General features: G+C 64.4%; 17 protein-coding genes. 13 read left to right on the top strand and 4 right to left on the bottom strand.

What is annotated here, in order from left to right; all coding sequences use genetic code 11:
* Window positions 1-82 precede the first annotated feature (82 nt).
* From AC1RRE_RS13755 to AC1RRE_RS13745, 3 genes are all read left to right on the top strand, one after another.
* Window positions 83-1,273: an acyl-CoA dehydrogenase family protein gene (locus AC1RRE_RS13755; protein WP_492981753.1), complete on the top strand. Its 1,191-nt coding sequence runs from the start codon at window positions 83-85 to the stop codon at window positions 1,271-1,273.
* A 37-nt stretch (window positions 1,274-1,310) separates the two neighbouring features.
* The gene (locus AC1RRE_RS13750; protein ID WP_492981752.1) at window positions 1,311-2,438 is read left to right on the top strand and encodes an acyl-CoA dehydrogenase family protein; all 1,128 of its coding nucleotides are present in this window, start codon (window positions 1,311-1,313) and stop codon (window positions 2,436-2,438) included.
* A 303-nt stretch (window positions 2,439-2,741) separates the two neighbouring features.
* Window positions 2,742-4,298, top strand: a complete 1,557-nt coding sequence (locus AC1RRE_RS13745) for a hybrid sensor histidine kinase/response regulator (RefSeq protein ID WP_492981751.1) — start codon at window positions 2,742-2,744, stop codon at window positions 4,296-4,298.
* An 83-nt stretch (window positions 4,299-4,381) separates the two neighbouring features.
* On the opposite strand, the gene AC1RRE_RS13740 is transcribed toward AC1RRE_RS13745, so the two are convergent.
* Window positions 4,382-4,924 (bottom strand): GcrA family cell cycle regulator, encoded by a 543-nt coding sequence (locus AC1RRE_RS13740; RefSeq protein WP_492981750.1) that lies wholly within the window; start codon window positions 4,922-4,924, stop codon window positions 4,382-4,384.
* 155 nt (window positions 4,925-5,079) lie between these two features.
* On the opposite strand from AC1RRE_RS13740, the gene AC1RRE_RS13735 reads away from it, so the two are divergent.
* The 10 genes from AC1RRE_RS13735 (at window position 5,080) to AC1RRE_RS13690 (ending at window position 14,841) form a co-directional block, all read left to right on the top strand.
* Window positions 5,080-5,979 (top strand): phytanoyl-CoA dioxygenase family protein, encoded by a 900-nt coding sequence (locus AC1RRE_RS13735; protein WP_492981749.1) that lies wholly within the window; start codon window positions 5,080-5,082, stop codon window positions 5,977-5,979.
* A gap of 44 nt (window positions 5,980-6,023) precedes the next feature.
* A complete protein-coding gene (gene zwf, locus AC1RRE_RS13730; protein WP_492981748.1) occupies window positions 6,024-7,502 on the top strand; it encodes a glucose-6-phosphate dehydrogenase in 1,479 nt (492 codons plus the stop codon).
* 2 nt (window positions 7,503-7,504) lie between these two features.
* Window positions 7,505-8,818: an ActS/PrrB/RegB family redox-sensitive histidine kinase gene (locus AC1RRE_RS13725; protein WP_492981747.1), complete on the top strand. Its 1,314-nt coding sequence runs from the start codon at window positions 7,505-7,507 to the stop codon at window positions 8,816-8,818.
* 40 nt (window positions 8,819-8,858) lie between these two features.
* Window positions 8,859-9,386: an ActR/PrrA/RegA family redox response regulator transcription factor gene (locus AC1RRE_RS13720; protein WP_492981746.1), complete on the top strand. Its 528-nt coding sequence runs from the start codon at window positions 8,859-8,861 to the stop codon at window positions 9,384-9,386.
* Between the two features lie 9 nt (window positions 9,387-9,395).
* Window positions 9,396-10,112 carry a metallophosphoesterase family protein gene (locus AC1RRE_RS13715; protein WP_492981745.1) on the top strand — a complete coding sequence of 239 codons (717 nt, stop codon included), beginning with the start codon at window positions 9,396-9,398 and terminating at the stop codon, window positions 10,110-10,112.
* Window positions 10,113-10,173: 61 nt separating this feature from the next.
* Entirely contained in the window at window positions 10,174-11,628 is a 1,455-nt protein-coding gene (hldE, locus tag AC1RRE_RS13710; protein WP_492981744.1) for a bifunctional D-glycero-beta-D-manno-heptose-7-phosphate kinase/D-glycero-beta-D-manno-heptose 1-phosphate adenylyltransferase HldE, read from the top strand.
* Between the two features lie 13 nt (window positions 11,629-11,641).
* Entirely contained in the window at window positions 11,642-12,805 is a 1,164-nt protein-coding gene (locus AC1RRE_RS13705) for an NAD(P)/FAD-dependent oxidoreductase (RefSeq protein ID WP_492981743.1), read from the top strand.
* Window positions 12,796-13,563 carry an aldo/keto reductase gene (locus AC1RRE_RS13700; RefSeq protein WP_492981742.1) on the top strand — a complete coding sequence of 256 codons (768 nt, stop codon included), beginning with the start codon at window positions 12,796-12,798 and terminating at the stop codon, window positions 13,561-13,563. The genes AC1RRE_RS13705 and AC1RRE_RS13700 overlap by 10 nt, the downstream gene beginning before the upstream one ends.
* Window positions 13,560-14,015, top strand: a complete 456-nt coding sequence (locus AC1RRE_RS13695) for a hypothetical protein (protein ID WP_492981741.1) — start codon at window positions 13,560-13,562, stop codon at window positions 14,013-14,015. Before AC1RRE_RS13700 ends, AC1RRE_RS13695 begins: the two co-directional genes overlap by 4 nt.
* A 22-nt stretch (window positions 14,016-14,037) precedes the next feature.
* A complete protein-coding gene (locus AC1RRE_RS13690; RefSeq protein WP_492981740.1) occupies window positions 14,038-14,841 on the top strand; it encodes a cyclic nucleotide-binding domain-containing protein in 804 nt (267 codons plus the stop codon).
* Window positions 14,842-14,882: 41 nt separating this feature from the next.
* Here AC1RRE_RS13690 and AC1RRE_RS13685 read toward each other — a convergent pair whose 3' ends face one another.
* Genes AC1RRE_RS13685 through AC1RRE_RS13675 form a run of 3 tightly spaced genes read right to left on the bottom strand, consistent with a single transcriptional unit; the run spans window position 14,883 to window position 19,134 of the window.
* Window positions 14,883-15,407, bottom strand: a complete 525-nt coding sequence (locus AC1RRE_RS13685) for a hypothetical protein (protein ID WP_492981739.1) — start codon at window positions 15,405-15,407, stop codon at window positions 14,883-14,885.
* Window positions 15,385-16,995: a peptide chain release factor 3 gene (locus AC1RRE_RS13680; protein WP_492981738.1), complete on the bottom strand. Its 1,611-nt coding sequence runs from the start codon at window positions 16,993-16,995 to the stop codon at window positions 15,385-15,387. The genes AC1RRE_RS13685 and AC1RRE_RS13680 overlap by 23 nt, the downstream gene beginning before the upstream one ends.
* A gap of 54 nt (window positions 16,996-17,049) precedes the next feature.
* Window positions 17,050-19,134, bottom strand: coding sequence for a 3-hydroxyacyl-CoA dehydrogenase NAD-binding domain-containing protein (locus AC1RRE_RS13675; RefSeq protein ID WP_492981737.1), 2,085 nt, complete (start codon window positions 19,132-19,134; stop codon window positions 17,050-17,052).
* Window positions 19,135-19,193: the final 59 nt, after the last annotated feature.

Here is a 19,193-nt window from a genome sequence, read left to right as displayed (position 1 = left end):
CGGACGGGCTTCCCTAGCGTCACGCGCTTGCCTGCCGCCTCCAGCGGTCTTACCCTTTGTCCGACAAGGGAGAGAAACCGCCATGGATCTCGAATTCACGGCTTCGGAGCGCGCATTCCGCGAGGAGGTGCGCAGCTTTGTTCGCGACAACCTGCCGCCGGCGCTGGCCGAGAAGGCGCGGCGTCAGATTCACCTGGCCAAGGACGATTTCATCACCTGGCACAAGATTCTCGCTGCCCGCGGCTGGTCGGCGCCGCTTTGGCCGAAAGAGCATGGCGGGCCAGGCTGGTCGCCGGTGCAGCGCTACATCTTCGATGAAGAATGCGCTGCCGCCGATGCGCCGCCCCTGGTGCCGTTCGGCCATGCCATGGTCGGGCCGGTGATTTACACGTTTGGCACCGACGAGCAGAAGAAAAAGTATCTGCCGCGCATCCTCTCGATGGAAGACTGGTGGTGCCAGGGGTATTCCGAGCCGGGCTCGGGTTCCGACCTCGCATCCTTGCGCACCAAGGCCGAGAGCGATGGCGACCACTATATCGTCAACGGCCATAAGATCTGGACCACTCAGGCGCATCACGCCAACATGATGTTCTGCCTGGTGCGCACTGATTTCGAGGCCAAGGCGCAGGAAGGTATTTCCTTCCTGCTGATCGACATGACCGATCCCGGCGTGCAGGTGCGACCGATCATCTCCATCGACGAGGGCCATAGCGTCAACGAGGTGTTCCTCGACAACGTGCGCGTGCCCAAGGCCAATCTCGTCGGCAAGGAAGGCAAGGGCTGGACCTATGCCAAATTCCTGCTGGGTAACGAGCGTACCGGCATCGCCGAGGTCGCGACCTCGAAGCAGCGACTCAAGCGCCTGAAGGACATCGCCCGCGCCGAGCAATCATACGGCGCGCCGCTGCTGCAGGATGAAAGCTTCCGCAGCAAGGTCGCCGCCATCGAGATCGACCTGCTGGCGCTGGAATATTCCAATCTGCGCGTACTCGCCGCCGAGAATGCCGGCAAGGGTGTGGGGCCGGAAGTGAGCATGCTGAAAATCCGCGGCTCGGAAATTCAGCAGACCATCACCGAGCTGGCCTGTGAGGCGCTGGGCTATTACGCAGCCCCCTACGAGCACCGCCCTGACGGCTCGAACCAGCCGCCGGTCGGGCCCGACTACGCCCAAGGGCGTATGGAAAGTTACCTGTATTACCGCGCCACCACGATTTACGGCGGCAGCAACGAAATTCAGCGCAACATCATCGCCAAGATGGTGCTGGGCCTCTGATCACGCAGACTGAAGAGAAGAAAGAAGAGAACGTCACATGGATTTCCAATTGTCCGAGGAACAGACCCTGCTGGCCGACAGCGTCGAAAGCTGGCTGCAGGACAAGTATGACTTCGAGCGCTGGCGCAAGCTGGTGAAGACCGATCTGGGCTATGACCAGACCAACTGGAAGACCATGGCCGAACTGGGCTGGCTCTCCATCCCGGTGGGTGAAGACTTCGGCGGCATGGGCGGCACGGCTGTCGATGTGGCGCTGCTGGCCGAGCGCTTCGGCCGGCATCTGGTGGCCGAGCCGTATTTCTCCACCGTGATCCTCGGTGCCGGGCTGATCCAGGCGGCCGGCGACGACAAGCAGAAGAACGACTGGCTGCCGGCCATTGTGGAAGGCAAGGCCAAGTGGGCCTTTGCTTTTGCCGAGCATGGCGCGCGCTACGCGCTGAACGAGGTCGAGACCCAGGCCAGGAAAAGCGCCGATAGCTGGACGCTGGATGGCAAGAAGATTGTCGTGCAGGACGCCGCCAGTGCTGACTACATCATCGTGCTGGCGCGCACCGCCGGGAAGCGCGACGATGCGCAGGGCCTTGGGCTCTTTGTCGTAGAGGCGAGCGGCGCGGGCGTGGTGCGGCAGGATTACCGTACGGTGGACAACAAGCGCGCGAGCGACATCCGTTTCGATCATGCGCCGGTCAAGGCCGTGCTGGGCGATCCGGCCAAGGCTCTGGCGGCTGTGGAAGCGGTGATGGATCAGGCGATCTCTTACATGGCGGCCGAGGCTGTGGGCGCGATGGCTGCGCTGCACGAGACGACGCTGGCCTATGTGAAGCAGCGCAAGCAGTTTGGTCGCGCCATCGGTGAGTTCCAGGTGATCCAGCATCGCCTGGTCGACATGATGATGCAGGTGGAAAGCTCGCGCTCGCTGGCGCTGCTCGCCAGCCTGAAGGCCAATGCTGAGCCGAAGGAACGCGCCAAGGCTGCTGCGGCGGCGAAGGTGCAGATCGGCCGCTCGGGCAAATGGGTGGGCCAGCAGGCTGTGCAGGTGCATGGCGGCATGGGCATGACCGACGAACTGAATGTCGGCCATTACTTCAAGCGCCTGATGATGATCGATACGACGTTTGGCAATGCTGACCACCATCAGCGCCGGTTTGCAGCGCTCAGCGACTGATCCAGGGCGACTGACTACTCAGCCGCTTAAATCTTCTGAATGGCCGGGCTGGGAAACTGCCCGGCCATTTTTGCATTGCGGGTTGCCGGTCTGGGGCGAGGCGATCCCGTGGCTGTTGCTGCCCGGGCCGGTGTCGGGGCTGCTGGGCCGGTGGCCGCTGCCAAAACGGCGCGGTTTCTGAGACTTTTTCGCAGACGCAGGCGCAATCCTGCTGTCAAATTCACTTGACCCTGAGGGCCCCGAAGGCGAGGCTGGGTGCATAGAACCGTGTGCCTTGTGGCATGCGCCGGAGAGACGCTCGTTATGGCGGATCACTCAGTCGCACCAGCGCCAGCCAGCCTGCCGGGAATTGATCCGGAGCGGATCAACACGATCAATCAACGCCTGTTCGAAACCTCGCTCGACCTCATCCTGGTGGTGAACAAGGTCGGCGAGTTCGTCCGTGTCAGTCCCAGCGTGCAGACCATCCTGGATCGCGCCCCCGAGGATATGGTGGGGCAGAGCGCCATCGGCTTCATCCATCCCGATGATCTCGACAGCACGCGCGAGGAAATGCGCGCCGCCCGCAAAGGCAAGCTGATGCGCAATTTCCAGTGTCGCTACATTCACAAGAAGGGCCACCCGGTCCTGCTGGTCTGGACCGGCGTCTGGTCGGAGGAGACTGAGCAGCATTTCTTCATCGGCCGCGACATGACCGAGCGGCTGGCCATCGAGGAGCGCATCCGCCACCTGCAGCGGCTGGATGCCGTGGGCCAGCTCACCGGCGGCATCGCGCATGACTTCAACAACATCCTCGCCATCGTGGTCGGCTGCCTCGACCTGCTGGCTGACCAGCCGGGACTGGATCCCGAGGGCCGCAAGTTCGTGCATGACGCGCTGCATGCCGCCAACAGCGGCGCCGAGCTAACCAAGCGGCTGCTGGCTTTCGCGCGCCAGCAGCCGCTGGCACCGCGTCGTGTCGATGCGAATGAACTGCTGCGGCGCTTCACGCCGCTGCTACAGCGGACACTGGGGCAGGATATCGAGGTGCGGCTGCTGCCGGCCGCCGATGTCTGGCCGGTCTTTATCGATGCAGCCAATCTGGAATCGGCCGTGGCCAATCTGGCCGTGAACGCGCGCGACGCCATGCCAGGCGGTGGCCGTCTGATCATCGAAACCGCCAATGTGACGCTGGATGACGCCTATACGCAAATTAACCCCGGCACCGAGCCCGGCGATTATGTCGCGGTCTCGATCACCGATACCGGGTCTGGCATTCCGCCGGCCGTGATCGAACGCATCTTCGAGCCGTTCTTCACCACCAAGGAGATGGGGCGCGGCAGCGGCCTGGGCCTCAGCATGGTGTTCGGCTTCCTCAAGCAGTCGGGCGGCCATATCAAGGTCTATAGTGAGTTGGGGCATGGCACGACCATGCGGCTCTATCTGCCGCGCTATGGCGGCGTCAAGGAAGCCGAGCAGACAGTGGCCGAGGATCACGGCCGCCGGCTGGCCGAACAGAAAATCCACACCATCCTGGTGGTGGAAGACAATGACGGCATCCGCAATGTCGCGCTGATGCATCTGAAAAAGTTGGGCTACAAGACCATCGAGGCGATGAATGCCGGCGAGGCGATGCGCCATATAGACGCGGGCACGCCGATCGACCTGCTGTTCACCGACATCATCATGCCCGGCGGCATGAGCGGCTACGATCTGGCCCGCGAGGCGCGCAAACGCCGGCCCGGCCTGAAGGTGCTGTTCACATCCGGCTTCCCGGGCGCAGTCTTCCCCGACAATCTGGATCACGATCCGGATGCGATGCTGAGCAAGCCCTACCGCTCGCAGGACCTGGCGCAGAAGCTGACGGCGCTGCTGAGCTGACGGCGTCAGCGAACTGCAGACAAGGAAAAAGCCCGGCCGCTTTCGCGACCGGGCTTTTCAGAAAACCGGGACGTTTTGTCAGATCAGGCGGCGTTGATCGCCTTCACCGCTTCGACGGCGCTCTCCGGGTTCCAGTTCGTGTAGGCCTGCGCGCAATGCGAAGCACAGTAAGGCTTACCGGGCAGCGACACATGGGCGCAGAAATCGAAATCCGTGGTCTTCGGGTCGCCGATCGGCCACTTGCAGCGCGGACCGCTCGACGGCGTCAACGCTGCCAACAGGGCGGCAGTCAGTTGCGGTTGGCCGGCATGCCCGCCCGAGGACGACTGGGCAGGGCCCGAGCCGTCTTCGCTGCGCGGCTGAGCCGGCGCGCGAGGGGTTGAAACCCGGTGATGCACGGCTTCGCCGCCACCGCCACCCGATGATCCGCTCCCGGAGGACTGGCGCGGCTGGGCCGGCTTGTCCGAGCGCATGATCGGCGAGGCCCGCTTGGCCAGACCGATGCGATGGGCCTTGCCCACCACGGCATTGCGGGTCATCCCGAGCTGCTTGCCGATCTGCGTGATCGACTGGCCAGCTTCCCAGTGTTGCACCAGAAGCTTAACCTTCTCGTCTGTCCACACCATATTTAGCCCCCGTTCTTGGCATTGGCCGCTAGATGGAGTAAAGGCGACAAAATCGGTTTGGGGTCAACCGGACTCTTACAATCATCCACAAGAATCTATGGAAATGCCTGTGCTAAGCCCTTAGCTAGACGGGGCCGAATCGGAGTTATCCACAGATGAATGCACCCGAAAAGCCGCCGATAATCCTTAAGAGTCAGGGCGGCATTCCCGTGCCGGACGCCGCCATCTTGCGTCACGACTACCTCCGGAAGGGCTATGCGGTCATCCGGGGCCTGTTCACCCCCGGGGAGGTGGCGCAGATCGCCGCCGCTTTCGACCGAATCCGGGCCCGCGGCCTGGAACGGGGCCGCAGCTGGCGTCATGGCAACCTGATGTACCGGATGGGCGAAGATCCCAATCTGGGCCGCATCCTGCGCATGGTGCAGTGGCCGAGCTGGGAAGATGTGGCGCTGGACGCCGTGCGGCTGGACCCGCGTTTCGTCACGGTGCTGGACCCGCTGATCGGTCGCGACCTCAAGCAGATCATCAACCAGATGCACTGGAAGCCGCCGGGCGCAGTGAAAGCCGATTTCGCTTATCACCAGGACAGCCGCTTCCGTCGTCCGGCCAGCGCCTTCCGCAATCTGGCGACTTCTTATATCCAGACCGGGCTGGCCATCGACGCGCATACCAACCAAAGCGGCGCCATGCGCATCATCCCGGGCAGCCATACGCGCGGCGATCTCGGCCTGGGCGGTGACGGCCCGATCCTGCAGCAGAGCCTGCAGGACGACGCGCTGCTGGCTGCCGGCCTCGATCCGGCCAGCGTGGTCGATCTGCTGCTCGAGCCCGGCGACCTGGCGCTGTGGTCACCCTATCTGGTGCATGGTTCAGGCCCGAATGTCTCCGGGCAGGATCGCCGCCTCTATATCAACGGCTACGTCACGGCTGCGGATTGCGACCGCGGCGAATGGGCGTTCCGCAACGGCCAGCCGGTGGCGCTGGGCCCGGAGCCGGCCGTGGTGCATTTCGAGGGTCTGCGCGAGAAGCCCGAGCCGCATTTTCTCGAAGACTAACCGGCAGGATTGATTACCCGTAGCGGGGATGTCACGGTAATCCCATGACAAATCCGAATCCGAGCGGCAGTTTTTCCTTCGATCTCGTCATTTTCGGCGCCACCGGCGATCTGGCGCTGCGCAAGCTGCTGCCGGCGCTTTATCACCGCGATGTGGCCGGGCAGTTGAACGAGGATGTGCGGCTGATCGCCGTGGCGCGCGCCGGCATGAGCGATGACGACTACCGCAAGGCGGCGCTGGACGGCCTGAAGCAGCATGTCGCCGGCGACGATTTCGACGTCGCGCTGGCCGAGCGTTTCCTGGCGCGCTTCCGCTATCTGGCGCTGGATGCGGACAGGGCTGAGGATTATCAGTCGCTGAAAAAGCTGCTGAACGGCGACAGTGACCGTGTGCTGGTCTTCTATCTCGCCATGGCGCCGCGTTTCTTCGGCACCATCTGCACGCATCTGGCCAAGGCTGGGCTGAACCGGCCCGAGGCCCGTGTGGTTCTGGAAAAGCCGATCGGGCAGGACCTCGCCTCGGCACGCGCGATCAATTCTGCCGTCGCCGCCGTCTTTGCCGAGAACCGTGTCTTCCGCATCGATCATTATCTCGGCAAGGAGACGGTGCAGAACCTGATGGCGCTGCGCTTTGCCAATGCGCTGTTCGAACCGGTCTGGCATCGCGGCGTGATCGACCACGTGCAGGTGACGGTGGCCGAGAAGATCGGCGTCGAGGGCCGGGCGGATTACTACGACCATGCCGGCGCGCTGCGCGACATGGTGCAGAACCATCTGCTGCAGCTTCTGTGCCTGGTGGCGATGGAGCCACCGAATGCCTTCAACGCTGATGCGGTGCGCGACGAGAAGCTGAAGGTGCTGGAGGCGCTGCGCCCGATTGCCGAACGCGACATCGCCGAGAAGACCGTGCGTGGCCAGTATGCGCGCGGCGCCGTCGATGGCGCCGCCGTGCCGGCCTATGACGACGAGGTCGGGCATGCGAGCGGCACCGAAACCTTCGTCGTGGTGAAGGCCGAGGTCGAGACCTGGCGCTGGGCCGGCGTGCCGTTTTACCTGCGCACGGGCAAACGTCTGCCGGTGCGGCATTCCGAAATCGTCGTGCAGTTCCGCCCTGTCCCGCATCTGATCTTCCCCGGCGCCACGCGCGACGTCGCGCCAAACCGTCTGGTGATCCGGCTGCAGCCCGATGAAGGCATCTCGCTGCATATGATGACCAAGGTGCCGGGGCCAGGCGGCATGCGGCTGCGCACCGCGCCGCTGAACCTGAGTTTCGCCGAGGCCTTCCACGGCCGGCAGCCCGACGCCTACGAGCGCCTGCTGATGGATGTGGTGCGCGGCAACCCGATGCTGTTCATGCGCAGCGACGAGGTCGAAGCCGCCTGGCGCTGGGTCGAGCCGATGCTCGCCGGCTGGCAGGCGCAGGCAGACCGGCCGAAAAGCTATACCGCCGGCAGTTGGGGGCCTTCGGCCGCCAGCGGCCTGATCGAGCGTGATGGCCGCACCTGGCACGAGGATATGAGATAGCCATGGCGGCCCTGCTGGAGACGCTGCGCGACCGGCTGGGACCGCATGTGGGGCAGGTGGACGAGTTTGCCGGCCGGGTGCGCCTGCAGACACTCGTGCTGCTGCGCTGGATCGCCATCATCGGCCAGCTGCTGGCCATCCTGTTTGTGCATTTCGGTCTTGGCTTCAAACTGCCGCTGTTGGCCTCGCTGGCGGTGGTTGCCGTCTCGGCGCTGCTCAATATCGTTCTTTTCATTATCTATCCGACCGCGAAGCGCCTGAGCGCCGCCGGCGCCGCCGGCTATCTCGCCTTCGACCTGGTGCAGCTCGGCATCCTGCTCTATCTCACCGGCGGCATCGACAATCCCTTCACCGTGCTGATCTTGGTGCCAGTCACCGTCTCGGCCACCATCCTGACGCTGCGCTCCACCGTCATTCTCGGCGTGCTGGCCTTCGTGATCACCGTGATCATGACGGTGCATCACTTTCCGCTGCCCTGGGGTGATCCGCATGAGGTGCTGCAGCCCAAACTGCTGCAATGGGGCAATCTCATCGCCCTCGTACTGGGCACGCTGTTCATCGCCGCCTATGCCTGGCAGGTCGCGGAAGAAGCCCGCCGCATGTCCGATGCTTTGGCCGCCACACAGATGGCGCTGGCGCGCGAGCAGCAGGTTTCCGCACTTGGCGGTCTGGCTGCGGCGGCAGCGCATGAACTGGGTTCGCCGCTGGGCACCATCGCCGTGGTGGTAAAGGAGATGGCGCGCGAGCTGCCGCCCGACAATCCGCTGACCGAGGATGTCGCACTGCTTCAGAGTCAGGTCGAGCGCTGCCGCGACATTCTGGCACGGCTGTCGCGCCGGCCGTCGGATACTTCCGATCCGGAAGCCTTCTCCGATCTGGGCATCGCCAACCTGATCGAAATGGCGGCGCAGCCCTGGAGGCGCGAGGCGATCCAGTTCTCGGTAACGCTGGTCAGCGAGGGTAGCGCACCGAACCTGCCACGCCGGCCCGAGATCATCCACGGCCTCAGTAACCTTCTGCAGAATGCGATGGAATTCGCGCGGCACAGTGTCGCGGCCGAGATCGGCTGGGACGACAGAACGATCCGCTTGCGGATTCTCGATGACGGACCGGGCTTGAATGTCGACATCCTGTCGGCGCTGGGCGAACCCTATGTGACAAGCCGGCCCGACAGCGGTGGCATGGGGCTGGGTGTATTCATCGCCATGAACCTGTTGCGCCGCAGCGGCGCGTCGGTGGCCTTTGCCAACCGGCCCGGCGGCGGCACCCAGGTCACGGTTGTCTGGCCACGCGAGACGGTGAACCGCCCGGCGTAATGCTTTGCCTGAAACGCCGGCCGGGCTACAGTGAGTCGCCATGACCGAGATGACCCTTCTGATCGTCGATGACGATGAACCGCTGCGGATGCGGCTGGCGCGCGCGATGGAAAAGCGCGGCTATCAGGTGCAGACCGCCGACAGCGTCGCGACCGGCATCCAGATGGCGCGCGCCAAGCCGCCGGCCTATGCCGTGGTCGATCTGAAACTGGGTGACGGCAATGGCCTTGATGTGGTCAGCGCCATCCGTCTGGCGCGTCAGGATGCCCGCGTGGTGATGCTGACCGGCTATGGAAACATCGCCACCGCTGTCGCTGCCGTGAAGGCGGGTGCGGCCGATTATCTGCCCAAGCCGGCCGATGCCGACGATGTCGACCGCGCGCTGCGCGTCGGCAATGCCGCGCATCCGCCGCCGCCGGACGAACCGATGTCGGCCGAGCGTGTGCGCTGGGAGCATATCCAGCGTGTCTTCGAGCTCTGCGACCGCAACGTCTCGGAAACCGCGCGCCGGCTGAAGATGCATCGCCGCACCCTGCAGCGCATCCTCGCCAAACGCTCGCCGCAATAGGCGGCTCCCATGTTCATCGGGCAAGCCAGCCTTCCGCCGGGCTTGCGCGTCTATGCCATCGGCGACATCCATGGCCGCGCTGACCTGTTGGACCAGCTGCACGGCCTGATCGAAGCCGATCTCAGGACGGCGCCAGAGAAATCCGTCATCGTCTATCTCGGCGATTATGTCGATCGCGGGCCGGATTCCGCCGGTGTAATCGAGCGGCTCTGCCGACAGCGCCTTCCCAATGTCGAAAGCATCGCACTGCTGGGCAACCACGAGGACATGCTGCTGCAGTTCCTCGATGCGCCCTATGGTGCCTCGCTGTGGCTGACCAATGGCGGCGACGCGACCCTGCAGAGCTACAAGGTCAAGATTCCGGCCTCTTTCGACGAGCTGCTGTTCACCCAGCGCGCCCTGATGGGGGCGATGCCGCGCCACCACAAGCAGTTCCTGATGGGGCTGGCCGAGCAGGCGCAGTTCGGCGACTACCTGTTCGTCCATGCCGGAATCAAGCCGGGCCTGCCGCTGGATCGCCAGAGCCGGGAACACATGATCTGGATCCGCGACCTGTTCCTCGATTCGGTGATCGACCACGGCATGATCGTGGTGCACGGCCATACCATCGTGCATGAGGTGGAATGGTGCGAGAACCGCATTGGCGTCGATACCGGGGCCTATACCACCGGCCGCCTGACCGCCCTGGTGCTGGAAGGGCCGGACCGGCGGCTGCTCCAGACCTGACAGGCCCTGTTCCGGAAGTACGGGACTGGCGTTAAGCCCCTGTCCGGTGTACGAAAAAGCCATGTCTGACCTGTCTGCCGATCTCGCCGATTTCTCTGCTGCCCGGGTGCTGGTGGTGGGCGATGTGATGCTCGACCGCTTCGTCTATGGCGGAGTGGAGCGCATCTCGCCCGAAGCGCCGATCCCGGTGATGCAGGCCGAGCGCGAGATCGCCATGCCTGGCGGCGCCGGCAACGTCGCCCGCAATATCGCCGCGCTCGGCGCGCAGGTGTCGCTGTTCGGCCTGGTGGGCGATGACGTCGCCGCCGACCAGCTCAACGAGGCGCTGGCGCTGGAACCCAATATCCTTGCCCAGCTGGTGGTGGACGAGACCCGTCGCACCATCGAGAAGACCCGTTATATCGGCAGCCGCCAGCAGCTTTTGCGCGTCGACCGCGAAAGCCGGGCCGCGCCGTCGGACGAAGCCATTGATGCACTGATCAAGGCCGCTACCACCGCGCTGAAGGACTGCGCCGTGCTGGTGCTGTCGGATTACGCTAAGGGCGCGGTCTCCGATGCCGTGATCAAGGCGCTGATCAAGGCCGCAGCCAAACTGTCCAAACCCGTGCTGGTCGATCCCAAGGGCAGCGACTACCGCCGCTACAAGGGTGCGCATCTGGTGACGCCGAACCGCCAGGAAGCAGCGCTTGCCAGCGGCGAACCCTGCGACAGCGATGCCAGCGCCGTGACGGCCGGCCAGAAGCTGAGCGAGGAGGCCGGCATCGCCAATGTGCTGATCACGCGCGGTGCCGCCGGCATGACTCTTGTTCAAGGAAAAGACGCACCGCTTCATCTCGCAGCCGAGGCCCGTGAGGTCTTCGATGTCTCTGGCGCCGGTGACACCGTCGTTGCCACCATTGCCGCCGCCCTGGCTGTTGGCCGGTCGCTGGCGCAGGCCGCACGGCTGGCCAATGCCGCCGCCGGCATCGTCGTGGCCAAGATCGGCACGGCGGTGGTGCATCCCGAAGAGCTGCGCGCAGCCCTCCACATGCCCGATCCACATGGCATCGATGCCAAGGTGATGACACGCCAGCAGGCCAAGGACCGCGCCGACCTGTGGCGCAGCCGGGGTGAGCGCATCGGCTTCACCAATGGCGTTTTTGACCTGCTGCATCCCGGCCATCTGGCCCTGCTGGGAGAGGTGCGTGGGCAATGCGACCGCCTCGTGGTCGCCATCAATGCTGATGCTTCCGTAAAGAAGCTGAAGGGCGACAGCCGTCCGGTGCAGGACGAACGCCATCGCGCCCAGATTCTAGCGGCGATGAGTATTGTCGACATGGTGCTGATCTTCAGCGAAGACACGCCGGTGCCTCTACTGGACCTGATCAGGCCCGACCTGCTGGTCAAGGGCGGCGACTATACCGTCGATCAGGTGGTGGGTGCCGATCTGGTGCGCGCCTATGGTGGCGAGGTGAAGGTCTCGCGCCATGTCGCGGGCCAGAGCACCACGGCGACCATCGCCCGGCTTCGTAGTTAAGAGCTCTTTGCGCATGGCACGAACGGATGTCGACGTCGCGATCCTCGGCGGCGGCATTGCCGGCCTCTGGCTGCTGGCACGCCTGCGCAAGGCGGGTTACAGCGCGTTGCTATTAGAGCGCGACGCCTTGGGTGCGGGGCAGACGCTGGCCTCGCAGGGCATCATCCATGGCGGCCTGAAATACGCCCTCGATCTCAAGCTGAATGCCGATACTGATGCGCTGGCCGACATGCCGGCGCGCTGGCGCGCCTGCCTGGACGGTACTGGCGACCTCGATCTGCGCGCGGCGAAACTGGCCGCGTCGAATCATCTGTTCTGGGCGCGCAAGACGCTGGCCAGCCGCATCGCCGGCTTTTTCGGCAGCAAGCTCCTGCGTGGCCGCGTCGATGCCCTGCAGCCGGCGCAATGGCCGGCGGTGCTGCAAGACACTGACAATGTTGCCGCTGTCTATGCATTGGATGAATGCGTGCTGGATGTGCCGAGCCTGCTTGCGGCGCTGGCCGGCTTGAGCGAGGGCTGCATCGGCAAGGTCGATGGCGATGTCACCATCACGCCGCAGGATGATGGAGTGACGATCACGGCTGACGGCCGCAGCTTTACCGCGGGCACGCTCGTCTCCACCGCCGGGGCGGGCAACGAGGCGATCATCGCCCGGCTCGGGCTGCCCAAGCAGACGGCGCAGCGCCGGCCGCTGCAGATGCTGATGGTCGAGAATGCACCCGGCCCGCTCTGGGCGCATTGCTTCGATGCCAGCGACAAGCCGCGCGTCACCATCACTACGCATACCGGGACCGATGGAAAACTGGTCTGGTATGTCGGCGGCCTGATCGCCGAGGCCGGCGTGCAGCAGAGCGAAACAGAGCTGATCGCGGCGGCAAAACAGGAATTCGCGACGCTGCTGCCCAAGCTTGATTTCAGCCGCAGCCGCTTTGCCGGCCATCGTGTCGACCGCGCCGAGGGCGCCACCGATGACGGTCGCAAGCCGGAAGGTCCTGTCCTGAAACGTGCCGGCCGTGTGCTGCTGGCCTGGCCGACCAAGCTGGCACTGGCGCCGCAGCTGGCCGATCTGGTGCTGGCCGATCTGCCGCCGTCGTCTGGCGCGGCATCATCACAGATGGGTGTATGGCCGGCGCCCGCTGTTGCCGCCGCGCCATGGGAAGCTACGTCATGGAGATGAGGCTGCTCGGCAATACCGGCATTCGGGTCAGCCTGCTGGGTCTGGGCACGGTGAAGATCGGGCGCAACGAAGGCGTGAAGTATCCCGGTGGTTTCGATCTGCCTGACGATGCTGCCGTCGTCGCGCTGTTGAACGGGGCGAAAACGCTGGGGGTCAATCTGCTGGATACCGCGCCGGCTTACGGACTTTCGGAAGAGCGTCTGGGCCGGCTGCTGCCAGGCCCTCGCGAAGATTGGGTGATTGTGACCAAAGCGGGTGAGACTTTCGAGAATGGCGTGTCGCGCTTCGATTTCTCGCCGGCCGCCATCCGCAGTTCGGTCGAGGCCAGCCTGCGCCGTCTGCGCATGGATCATGTCGATGCCGTGCTCCTGCATTCCGATGGCGTGGATGAAGACACCGACCGCTTCCTGCCAGCAGCGGAAGAGCTGCAACACCTGAAACAGCGCGGCCTGATCCGGGCCTGCGGCTTTTCGGGCAAGACGGCGGCCGGCGCTGACAGGATGGTGAATTGCACCGACCTGCTGATGGTGACCTATAATCCGGATTACACGGAGGAAGCGCCGGTGATCGCACGGGCCGCAAAGCAGGGCAGGGGCATCCTGATCAAGAAGGCGCTGGCCAGTGGGCATGCCCATGATCCGGCCGAGGCGCTGGCGATGGCCGCGACACTGCCGGGGGTTTCCAGTATCGTGGTGGGCACGCTGTCGGTGGCCAATCTGCGGGCCAATGCCGCAGCGGTGACTGGGAGGCCGGCGTGAGCGGAGAGAACGTGGAAGCAGCGGGCAGCATGGCGGCGGGCGAACAGGAATTTCTGTCCTTCGGCTGGAATGCCGTGTCCCTGGTCGTGCCGGGACAGCCCGATGACGCCGCGCCGCAGCCGGGCTTTGCCAAGGGCGATTTTGCCGTTGTCGGCCATGAAGACTCCTGGCTGGTGATCGCGCTGCCAGCCAAGCTGGTGCTCGGCACGCTGCCCAGCACCTCGGCCGTGCGTCGCTTCGTGGCGAAATGCGTCAGTTTCCCGGTCCAGCCCAATGGCGCCATCATCGGCGCGGCGCGGCAGGCCATGCTGCAGGCGGTGGAAGAGGAATTGCATCTGGCGCGTCAGGCCGCCGACCTGCTGGAATCCAAGATCGCTGACCTGATGGGCAGCATCGACGACATCCAGGCCAAGTCGATCCTGTTCGGCCGCGACGACGAAGACGACAAGTAACATCCGATGAGCGGGCTTCTTCATGAGTGAGCCGGGTGACCAGATTTATTCCTTCGGGCGTGGCGCGACATTGTTCAGCGAAGGCGCGAGCGGTGACTTCTGTTACCTGCTGCTGTCGGGCCGGGTCGAAGTCTTCCGCATGAAGGATGACGAGAAGACCAAGCTGGGCGAGATCGGCGAGGGCGGCGTGGTCGGCGAGATGGCGCTGATCGATCCTGCGCCGCGTTCGGCCACCGTGGTGGCGATCGAGCCGACGACCGGACGGCGCATCAATGGTGCGGCGCTGGAGCGCGCACTGGCCAGCAGCCCGCCGCTGGCGCGCTATCTGCTGCAGACCTTCATCCGCAATATCCGCCATGCCGCCGGCATTCCGATGCCGGGCAATGCCCTCGAAGTTGTGACCGGCGAGATGATGGCGGCGACGATCAAGTCCGAACACAACGCCATGCGGGTGCTGGATCGCAAGGTCTATCAGCCCAAGGAGGCGGTTTTCCGCACCGGTCAGCCGGGCTACAATCTCTATCTGGTGCAGAGCGGCCGTGTCGATCTGATCCGTGATCTGGCGGGGCCCGATGGCGAAAAGGCCGGCGAAGAGCGGTTGCGCAGCGTCGGCCCGGGCGAGGTGTTCGGCGAACTGGCGCTACTGACCGGCGGCAACCGCCGCGCCTCGGCCATCGCGATGGAGCCGACGGTCTGCGAGACCATCACCTCGACGCATTTCAAGGGCGTCGTGAATGCCTGCCCGCCGGTGGTGAGGGCGCTGATGCGCATCTATGCGGATATCATGCTGCGCAATGCCACGGGCGGCGTAACGCCGTCCCAGTAATGGGCTACGGGCGGCGCAGCCGCCCTGATGACGGGTATTGATTACTGGCGGGGCGCGGCCGGTTTGATGATCGGTACGTCCTGCAGCGAGCGGACATAGATGCCGACCACTTCGGGGCCCTGCAGCGAGCGGTTGACCTGGAAGACCAGGCGACGCTTCAGGCCGTCCAGATCCTTGTCATAGACCCGGCCATTGGCGCCCAGCGGCTCGCGGTTCAATTCCATGATCACGGCATTGTAGACACGTGGCATCAGGGCATCGACCTTGCGCGCGTTCTCGACATTCCCGCAGTCGATGTTCAGCGTCATGATCACGCGGCTGCCCGGCGGGCCGCTGACCGGCGCGGTGACAGCATCGACCACCAGGATCGACGTGTTGACCAGCGGCTTTTCGGGCAGCTTCTCTTCCGCGCCTTCTTTCTTCTTCTTGTCTTCTTTTTTCTTGTCCGCGCCGCTGGCGGCAAAAGCATGCACCGGCAGCAGCAGGCTGCCGCCCAACAGGGCGGCCGTCAGGCCGGCCAGCAGGGCCCGGCGATCGATATGGTTAAGAGCGTTCGCGCGTCGCATGGAAACGGATTTTATCCCATTTCTTCTCGATATAGGAGAGTTCCCATGCATTGCGGGCCATGAAGACCGGATTCCCGTCCCGGTCATCGGCCAGCGCGCCGCGATTCTGTTCGAGGAAGTCTTCCAGATCGCGCTTCTCGGCAGCGTCGACCCAGCGGGCGGTCTCGAAGGGGGCCTGCTCGAAGCCGGCCTCCAGGCTGTATTCCTCGGCCAGCCGTGCGGCCAGCACGTCAAGCTGCAGCTGCCCGACCAGACCGACGATCCAGTCGGCGCCGATGCGGGGGCGGAACACCTGGGTTACGCCTTCCTCGGCCAGATCCTCCAGCGCGCGCTGCAGGTGCTTGGCCTTCATCGGATCACCCAGCCGCACGCGACGCAGGATTTCCGGCGCGAAATTCGGGATGCCGGTGAAGCGCAGGTCCTCGTTCTCGGTCAGCGTATCGCCCACCCGCAGTGTGCCGTGGTTGGGGATGCCGATGATGTCGCCCGGCCAGGCCTCGTCGGCCAGCGAGCGGTCCTGGGCGAAGAACAGCGTCGGGTTGCTCACCGTGATCGGTTTGCCGCTACGCACCTGCTTCAGCTTCATGCCGCGCTTGAAGTGGCCCGAGCACAAACGCAGGAAGGCGACGCGGTCGCGGTGGTTCTTGTCCATGTTGGCCTGGACCTTGAACACGAAGCCGGTGACGCCCTTGTCGGTCGGCTGCACGAGACGCTTGTCGGTTTGCTGGGGGCGCGGCGGGGGCGCGAATTCACCCAGGCCTTTCAGCAGCTCGTCGACGCCGAAATTCTTCAGCGCCGAACCGAAATAGACCGGGGTCATATGGCCCTGACGATAGGCCTCGATATCGAAGGGCGCGCAGGCGCCCTCAATCAGTGCGATGTCTTCCAGCAGCTTGGCGCGCTGGGCCTCGGGGATGTAATCGGCGGCGCGCGGGTCATCCAGGCCCTTGTCCAGGATGATGACTTCCGGCTCCAGATTCTTGTTGTCCTTGCCGACCAGCAGCAGGCGCTTGCCGAACAGGTCGTAGCAGCCGCGGAAATCATGGCCCATGCCGATGGGCCAGTTGGCCGGCACGCATTCCAGCGCCAGCGTGGAGGCAACTTCATCCAGCAGCGAGAAGGGGTCCTGCGCCTCACGGTCAATCTTGTTGACGAAGGTGGCGATCGGCACGTCGCGCAGACGGCAGACCTCGAACAGCTTGAGGGTCTGGGTTTCGATACCCTTGGCGGCGTCGAGCACCATGACGGCGCTGTCGACGGCGGTGAGGGTGCGGTAGGTGTCTTCGCTGAAATCCTCGTGGCCCGGGGTGTCGAGCAGGTTGAAGGTCCAGCCCCTGAACTCGAAGTTCATCACCGAGGTCGAGACCGAGATGCCGCGCTGCTGCTCGATCTTGAGGAAGTCCGAGCGCGCACGCCGGTTTTCGCCACGCGCCTTCACGGCGCCGGCCAGATGGATCGCGCCGCCGAACAGCAGCAGCTTTTCGGTCAGCGTCGTCTTGCCCGCGTCAGGATGCGCGATGATGGCGAAAGTACGCCGGGCGCCAATGGGATCACTGGCGCCCGGTATGGTGACTGCAGTTTCGGACATCGGACGTTTATGCTACCTCAGAAATCTGGCCCGGCTGTCCTGATATGGGCCCGCTTAGCGGTCGTTCCACCCCTTGCCGGCTTCGGCACGCTGCACCAGCAGATTGGCTGGTTCCCAGTGCTTGCCGTGGATCTTGTGGAAGCCGCGGATCGTGGCGAGGACCTTGTCGAGACCGATCTGTTCGGCCCAGAACATCGGCCCGCCGCGATAGACGGGGAAGCCATAGCCGAAAAGGTAGGTGATGTCGATATCGCTGGCCCGGATGGCGATGCCTTCCTCCAGGATTTTCGCGCCTTCATTGACCAGCGGATACATGCAGCGCTGCACGATTTCCTCGTCGGAAATCTCCCGCCGTTCAATGCCTTGTTCCTTGGCCGAGGCCAGGATGATCTCCTGAACCACCGGATCGGGCATGGCATTGCGGCCGTCATACTTGTAGAAGCCGGCGCCGGTCTTCTGGCCGAAACGGCCCAGTTCGCACAGGCGGTCGGCGACGGGCGAATAGCGCTCATCCTTGGGGCGCAGATGCGCTTTGCCCTTGCGGATGCGCCAACCCACGTCGAGGCCGGCGAGGTCACCCATGCGGAATGGCCCCATGGCGAGGCCGAAACGCTCCAATGCGTTGTCGACTTGCTCGGGTGTCGCGCCTTCTTCCAGCAGGAAGTTGGCCTGGCGGCTATAGCCATGCAGCATGCGGTTGCCGATGAAGCCATCGCAATTGCCGGCCAGCACGGCGACCTTCTTCAGCGTCTTGCCCAGCGCCATTACAGTGGCGATGGTCTCGGGCGAGGATTTGGCGCCGCGCACATTCTCCAGCAGCTTCATCACATTCGCCGGGCTGAAGAAATGTGTGCCGATCACGGCTTCGGGCCGCTTGGTGGCGCTGGCGATCTCGTCGATGTCCAGCGTCGAGGTGTTGGTGGCCAGCACCGCGCCGGGCTTCATCACCTTATCGAGCTTGCCAAAGACTTCCTTCTTGACGCCCATCTCCTCGAACACGGCCTCGACGACGATGTCGGCATCGCCGATATCCTCGAAATGCTGGGTGGCCGAGATCAGCTTCATCGCGCGATCCATGGCCTCCTGCTTCATGCTGCCGCGGGCGACAGAGGTCGCGTAGTTCTTCTCGATCACGCCCAGGCCGCGCGTCAGAGCCTCCTGTGAGGTGTCCAGCAGTTTCACCGGAATGCCGGCATTGGCAAAATTCATGGCGATGCCGCCGCCCATGGTGCCGGCGCCCAGAATGGCGGCGGACTTGATCTGCTTGGGCTGCGCATCTTCGGGCAGGCCGGGGATTTTCGCCGCTTCGCGTTCGGAGAAGAAGGCATGGATTTGCCCCTTGCGCTGCGGGCTGGCCATGCACTCGAAGAAGTACTCGCGCTCTTTTGCGAGGCCTTCATCGATCGGCAGCTTGGTGGCGGCTTCGACTGCGTCGATGCAGCGCCAGGGACCGAGGAAGCCCTTGGCCTTCTTCTCGATGCTCTTGCGATAATCGGCGAACACCGCAGGGTCGACATTGGTGACCTTGTCGTTCATGTCGCGCACCAGCCGCAGCGGGCGCTTCTCGGCCACGACCTTCTTCGCGAAGGCGAGTGCGCCGGTCAGCAGGTCGCCGCCGACGATCTCATCGATGGCGCCCAGTTCGGCGGCCTTTTTGTTCGGCATCGGGTTGCCGGACACGATCATGTCGAGCGCCACCTTGGGGCCGACCACGCGCGGCAGGCGTTGCGTGCCGCCCGAACCGGGCAAGAGGCCGAGCTTCACTTCCGGCAGGCCGACCTGGCCGCTGTCGATGCCGACACGCCAATGGCAGGTGAGTGCGACCTCGAAGCCGCCGCCCAATGCGGTGCCATGCAGGGCCGCGACGACCGGCTTCGTCATCGCCTCGATGCGCTTCAGCACTTCGGGCAGATAGGGCTGGGTGGGGGTCTTGCCGAATTCCTTGATGTCGGCACCGGCAATGAAGGTGCGACCGCCGCCGATGATCACGGCCGCCTGAACGGCGGCATCGGCATCGGCCTTGTCGAGCCCGGCGATGATGCCGGCGCGCACGCCCTGGCTCAGCGCGTTGACGGGGGGATTTTCGATGGTGAGGACGGCAACGCCGTCCTGGACGGCATAGGCGACGGGATCGGTCACGTTTCTCTCCGGGAATCTTCTACATTGTCGGACAATCGGTTATAGCCGACCGAAAGAAT

The sequence above is a fragment of the Ferrovibrio sp. GW821-FHT12D07 genome (assembly GCF_058807275.1).
The sequence above is the reverse complement of the archived record's forward strand: the minus strand, read 5'-3'. Positions and strand labels throughout refer to the sequence as shown.